5 protein-coding genes are annotated in these 5,190 nt (G+C 67.1%); 3 read left to right on the top strand and 2 right to left on the bottom strand.

What is annotated here, in order from left to right:
- The first annotated feature begins 58 nt into the window (after window positions 1-58).
- The 3 genes from AC1DOC_RS18345 (at window position 59) to AC1DOC_RS18335 (ending at window position 2,837) form a co-directional block, all read left to right on the top strand.
- Window positions 59-703, top strand: coding sequence for a 2-hydroxychromene-2-carboxylate isomerase (locus AC1DOC_RS18345; protein ID WP_018906169.1), 645 nt, complete (start codon window positions 59-61; stop codon window positions 701-703).
- Between the two features lie 166 nt (window positions 704-869).
- Window positions 870-2,564 carry an MFS transporter gene (locus tag AC1DOC_RS18340; protein WP_478130221.1) on the top strand — a complete coding sequence of 565 codons (1,695 nt, stop codon included), beginning with the start codon at window positions 870-872 and terminating at the stop codon, window positions 2,562-2,564.
- A 123-nt stretch (window positions 2,565-2,687) separates the two neighbouring features.
- Window positions 2,688-2,837: a hypothetical protein gene (locus AC1DOC_RS18335; protein WP_015867466.1), complete on the top strand. Its 150-nt coding sequence runs from the start codon at window positions 2,688-2,690 to the stop codon at window positions 2,835-2,837.
- Window positions 2,838-2,859: 22 nt separating this feature from the next.
- Here the strand turns inward: AC1DOC_RS18335 and AC1DOC_RS18330 are convergent, their stop codons facing one another.
- Entirely contained in the window at window positions 2,860-3,975 is a 1,116-nt protein-coding gene (locus AC1DOC_RS18330; protein ID WP_015867465.1) for an ABC transporter substrate-binding protein, read from the bottom strand.
- Between the two features lie 135 nt (window positions 3,976-4,110).
- On the bottom strand, window positions 4,111-5,190 hold a 1,080-nt coding region (locus tag AC1DOC_RS18325), incomplete at its 5' end, for an ABC transporter substrate-binding protein (RefSeq protein ID WP_478130220.1).

Here is a 5,190-nt window from a genome sequence, read left to right as displayed (position 1 = left end):
AGCTGCGGGCGCGGGCCGGCCTCTGGCGCATTCCGGAACCCCCAGGAGACAAGCACGCATGAAGCACATCGACTTCTATCTCGACTTCATCTCGCCCTACGCGCACCTTGCGTTCGAGCACCTGCCCCAGGCGCTCGAGGGCCTGAGCTGCAGCGTGGCCTACAAGCCGGTGCTGCTCGGCGCCATCCTCAAGCACCACGGCCAGCTCGGCCCGGCCGAGATTCCGGCCAAGCGCAGCTGGACCTACCGCCATGTGCTCTGGCTCGGCCATGCGAACGGCATCCAGATCGAGATGCCGGCCTCGCACCCCTACAACCCGCTGCCGCACCTGCGGCTCGCGCTGTCGACCTCGGACGACGGCAGCATCAGCCGCCTGGTGGCCGAGACCATCCTGCGCAACGTATGGCGCGGCGGCGAGGAAGCCGGCGATGCCGCGCGCCTGGCTGCGCTGGCGGCGCAGCTGGCACCGAAGCGCGACATGAACGGCGACGAGAACAAGGCGCTGCTCAAGCGCAACACCGACGAAGCGCTGCAGCTGGGCGTGTTCGGCACGCCGACCTGCAGGGTCGACGGCCGCCTGTTCTGGGGCTTCGACGGCCTCGCGATGCTGCGCGCCTACCTCGCCGGCGACGCATGGTTCGACGGCCCGCAATGGGCCGCGGCCGACCAGCGACCGTCCTTGCTGCGAAGCAGCAAAAGCTGAGCAGAAGGCCGATTTCTTACAAGCTGAAACGGACCCCGCGGGTTTCACCTTAATCCGTAAGCGCCGATTCAGTTTCGCGAAAGGCTCGGGTCAGTCGCGCCTCCAAGAATGCTTCACGGTCCCGAATGCCGGGGCCGATCGAACGCATACACAGGAGACGACGCAAATGGCAGCAACACTGGATTCGAGGGGGATGCCGCATCCGGCCCCCCGGCCCATGTCCGCGGAGGAAAAGAAGGTCATCTTCGCTTCCTCCCTTGGCACGGTGTTCGAGTGGTACGACTTCTACCTTTACGGCTCGCTGGCCGCGATCATCGCGAAGCAGTTCTTCAGCGGCCTGGATGCCGGCGCGGCCTTCATCTTCGCGCTGCTGGCGTTTGCCGCGGGCTTCCTGGTGCGGCCGTTCGGCGCCATCGTGTTCGGCCGGCTCGGCGACATGATCGGGCGCAAGTACACCTTCCTGGTCACGATCCTGATCATGGGCCTGTCGACCTTCATCGTCGGCCTGTTGCCCAGCTACGCGACCATCGGCGTCGCGGCGCCGGTGATCCTGATCGCGCTGCGCATGCTGCAGGGCCTCGCGCTCGGCGGCGAGTACGGCGGTGCCGCCACCTATGTGGCCGAGCATTCGCCGCACGGCAAGCGCGGTGCCTACACCTCGTGGATCCAGACCACCGCCACGCTCGGGCTGTTCCTGAGCCTGCTGGTGATCCTGGGCGTGCGCGAATGGCTGGGCGAAGCGGTGTTCAACGACTGGGGCTGGCGCATTCCGTTCCTGGTGTCGATCCTGCTGCTGGGCGTCTCGGTGTGGATCCGCCTGTCGCTGAGCGAATCGCCCGCCTTCCAGAAGRTGAAGGCCGAGGGCAAGACCTCGAAGGCGCCGCTGTCCGAGTCCTTCGGCCAGTGGAAGAACCTCAAGATCGTGATCCTGGCGCTGGTCGGCCTCACGGCGGGCCAGGCGGTGGTCTGGTATTCGGGCCAGTTCTACGCGCTCTTCTTCCTGACGGCGCAGCTCAAGGTCGACGCGACCACGGCCAACCTGATGATCGCGGCCGCGCTTTTGATCGGCACGCCGTTCTTCGTGGTGTTCGGCACGCTGTCGGACAAGATCGGCCGCAAGCCGATCATCATGGCCGGCTGCCTGCTGGCCGTGGTCACCTACTTCCCGGTCTTCAAGATGCTGACCGAGGCCGCCAACCCCGACCTCGCCAAGGCGCAGGCCACCGCCGGCGTCACCGTCACGGCCGACCCCGCCACCTGCTCGTTCCAGGGCAACCCGGTGGCGCGCGAGATCGACTTCAGGAGCTCCTGCGACATCGCCAAGCGCTACCTCGTGCAGAACTCGGTGAGCTATGAGAACGTGGCCGGCGCGCCGGGTTCGAAGGCGGTCGTGAAGATCGGCGACAAGTCGGTCGAGGCGCCCGTGGGCAACGTCGTGAACCTCAAGTTCGACGAGACCTCCGCCAAGGAAATCGCCGCCTTCAAGAAGGGCGTGGCCGAAGACCTGAAGGTCGCGGGCTACCCGGCCAAGGCCGACCCCGCCAAGATCAACAAGCCGCTGACGGTCGCGCTGCTGTTCTGGCTGGTGCTGCTGGTGACCATGGTCTACGGCCCGATCGCCGCCATGCTGGTGGAACTGTTCCCCACCCGCATCCGCTACACCTCGATGAGCCTGCCCTACCACATCGGCAACGGCTGGTTCGGCGGCCTGCTGCCGACCACCGCCTTCGCCATCGTGGCCTCGACCGGCAACATGTACAACGGCCTGTGGTATCCGATCATCATCGCGGGCGTCACGCTGGTGGTGGGCACGCTGTTCATCCGCGAAACCAAGAACGTCGACATCTACGCGAACGACTGACGCACGTTCGGCAGTGCAGGAGGGCGGCGGGAGCCGGCCCTCCGTTCAACAAAGGGGCTTCATGCCGTCGGCATGAGGCCTTTTTCTTGAACCCCCGCATTCCATCCCCAGGAGACAGAACCCATGTGGAAACTCGTTGTCGGCTTCGTCGTCTTTGCCGCCATTGCCCTGTACGTGATCTCGAAAGCCGGCGACAAGATCGACATGTCGGGCGAGAAGCATGGCGGGGACGCGGCGCAGCACGAGCCCGCGCCCGCCGCCGCACCCAAGTAGGCAAGCCGCCGCGCGGCGGCGATCAGCGCTTGAAGCGGCCTTCGCTGATGATCGACAGGTCGACGTAGTCGATGCCCGTGTGGTCCGTCGGCGAATAGCTCACGTCGATGTTGCCGCCCAGGTCGTACTGGAAGCTGTTGAGCGTGGCAATCAGCCGGGCGCGCGTGGGCTTGGGCCCCGTGCGGCGCAGCGCCTCCACCATCACCTTGGTGGCGACGAAGCCTTCGAGCAGCGCGGGCGACAGCTCGGTCTGCCCCTTGGCCTTGGCGAGCGCCATCGCCTCCTTGATCAGCGGATGGCCGAACGAGCGCTCGTAGGGCAGCACCTGCGTGACGATCACGCCCGCGCTGGCCGAGCCCAGCTCCTTGATGAAGCCCGAGGCCGCATTGTTCGACAGCGTGATGATCTGCGCCGCCGAACCCGCGGCCCGCAGCGCCTTCACGCCTTCGGTCACCGCGGTGCCCGAGCCGATCCACAGCACCGCCTGCGCATTGGCCTTGACCAGTTGCGGCACGATCGCCGAATAGTCGGGCTTGCTGCGGTCGGCCAGCGCCAGCACCGCCGGTGCGAGCCCGGCCTTCTCGAAGCCCTTGCTCGCGCCTTCCATCGCGTCCTTGCCGAAGGAGTCGTCGGCCTGCACCACGGCAATGCGCTGGATGCCCGTGGTGTGCAGGTGCTGCACCGCTTTTTCAGCCTCGCGCTGGTAGGTCGAGCGCACGTTGAAGATGTTCTTCTGCAGCGGCTTGTGCAGCGCCATCGCGCCGGTGGAAGGGCCCACCAGCGCCACGCCGTACTTGTCGAGCAGCGGGATCACGGCCAGGGTGTTGGGCGTGCCGCGGTTGAGCAGCAGCGCCAGCACCTTCTTGTCCTCGATCAGGATGCGCGTGTTCTCCAGCGAGCGCTTCGCGTCCAGGCCGTCGTCGAGCCGGATCACCTCCACCTGCTCGCCGTTGATCCCGCCCTGGGCGTTGACCTGGTCGATGACCAGCTGCGAGCCCATGATGGTTTCCTTCACGCTGGCGGCCACCGGGCCCGACAGGTCGGCCGACTGGCCGATCACGATCTGCGCCGACGCGCCGAGCGCGGACAGGGCGAAGAGCAGCGCAGCAGCGCGGGACGTGGACAACATCTTCATCATCGAACAGCCTTTGGGCGAAGCGGATGCTTCTGTCAGAAGATGTGTAATGTGTTGCCGCAAGTGACAATCACTCGCTCGTGGAAACCCTGTCAAACCATAGTTGACAGTGCCCTCGCGCCGCCGCCGGCGCCGCGCTCAGCGCTTGAAGCGGCTGTCGCTGATGATCGCGAGATCGGCGAAGTCGATGCCCGAATGGTCCTGCGGCGAGTAGCTGATCTCGAGCCCGCCGAGGTCGTAGCCGCGCAGGCTCTCGAGCGCCGCCAGCACCTTGGCCCGCGTCGGCTTGGGGCCGGCGCGGCGCAGCGCCTCGAGCAGCACCTTGGCCGAGGCAAAGCCCTCGAGCGCGGCCGGCGACAGCTCGGCCTGGCCCTTGGCGCGCGCCAGCGCCAGCGCTTCCTTGACCATGGGGTAGCTGATGGAGCGCTCGTTCGGGAACACCTGGGTCACGATCACGCCCCTGCTCGCATCGCCCAGCTGCTTGATGAAGCCCGACGAGGCGTTGTTCGACAGGGTGACCACCTGCGCGGCCGAGCCGGAGGCGCGCAGCGCCTTGATGCCCTCGACCACGGCAACGCCCGAGCCGATCCACAGCACCGCCTGCGCATTGGCGTCCCGGATGGCCGGCACGATGGCCTTGTAGTCGGGCTTCTCGCGGTCGGCCGGCACGGTCACGACGGGCTTGGCCTGCGCCTTGGAGAAGCCGGTCATGGCGCCCTCGAGCGCGTCCTGCCCGAAGGAATCGGTCACATGCACCACGGCGATGCGCGCGATGCCGGTGGTGAGCAGGTGCTGGATCGCCTTCTCGGCTTCGCGCTGGTAAGTGGCGCGCACGTTGAACACGCGCTTCTGCACCGGCCTGTGCAGCACCATGGCGCCGGTCGAAGGGCCGATCAGCGCCACGTCGTGCTTGTCGAGCCACGGGATGATGGCCTGCGAATGCGGCGTTCCGCGGCTCATGAAGAGCGCCACCACCTTCTTCTCCTCGAGCAGCACGCGGGCGTTCTCGGCGGCGCGCTTGACGTCGAAGCCGTCGTCCATGCGCAGCACCTCGATCTTCTCGCCGTGCACGCCGCCCTGGGCGTTCGCGGCGTCGATCAACAGCTGGGCGCCGCCGATGGTTTCGTTCACGCTGGCGGCCACCGAGCCGGTCATGCCCGCGGTCTGGCCGATCAGGACCTGGGCCGGCGCGGATGTCGCGGCCAGGGCGAGCAGGGC

The sequence above is a fragment of the Variovorax sp. 01T439_2 genome, from assembly GCF_056398445.1.
Note: the sequence above shows the minus strand (reverse complement) of the source record. Positions and strands in the feature narration are given on the sequence as shown.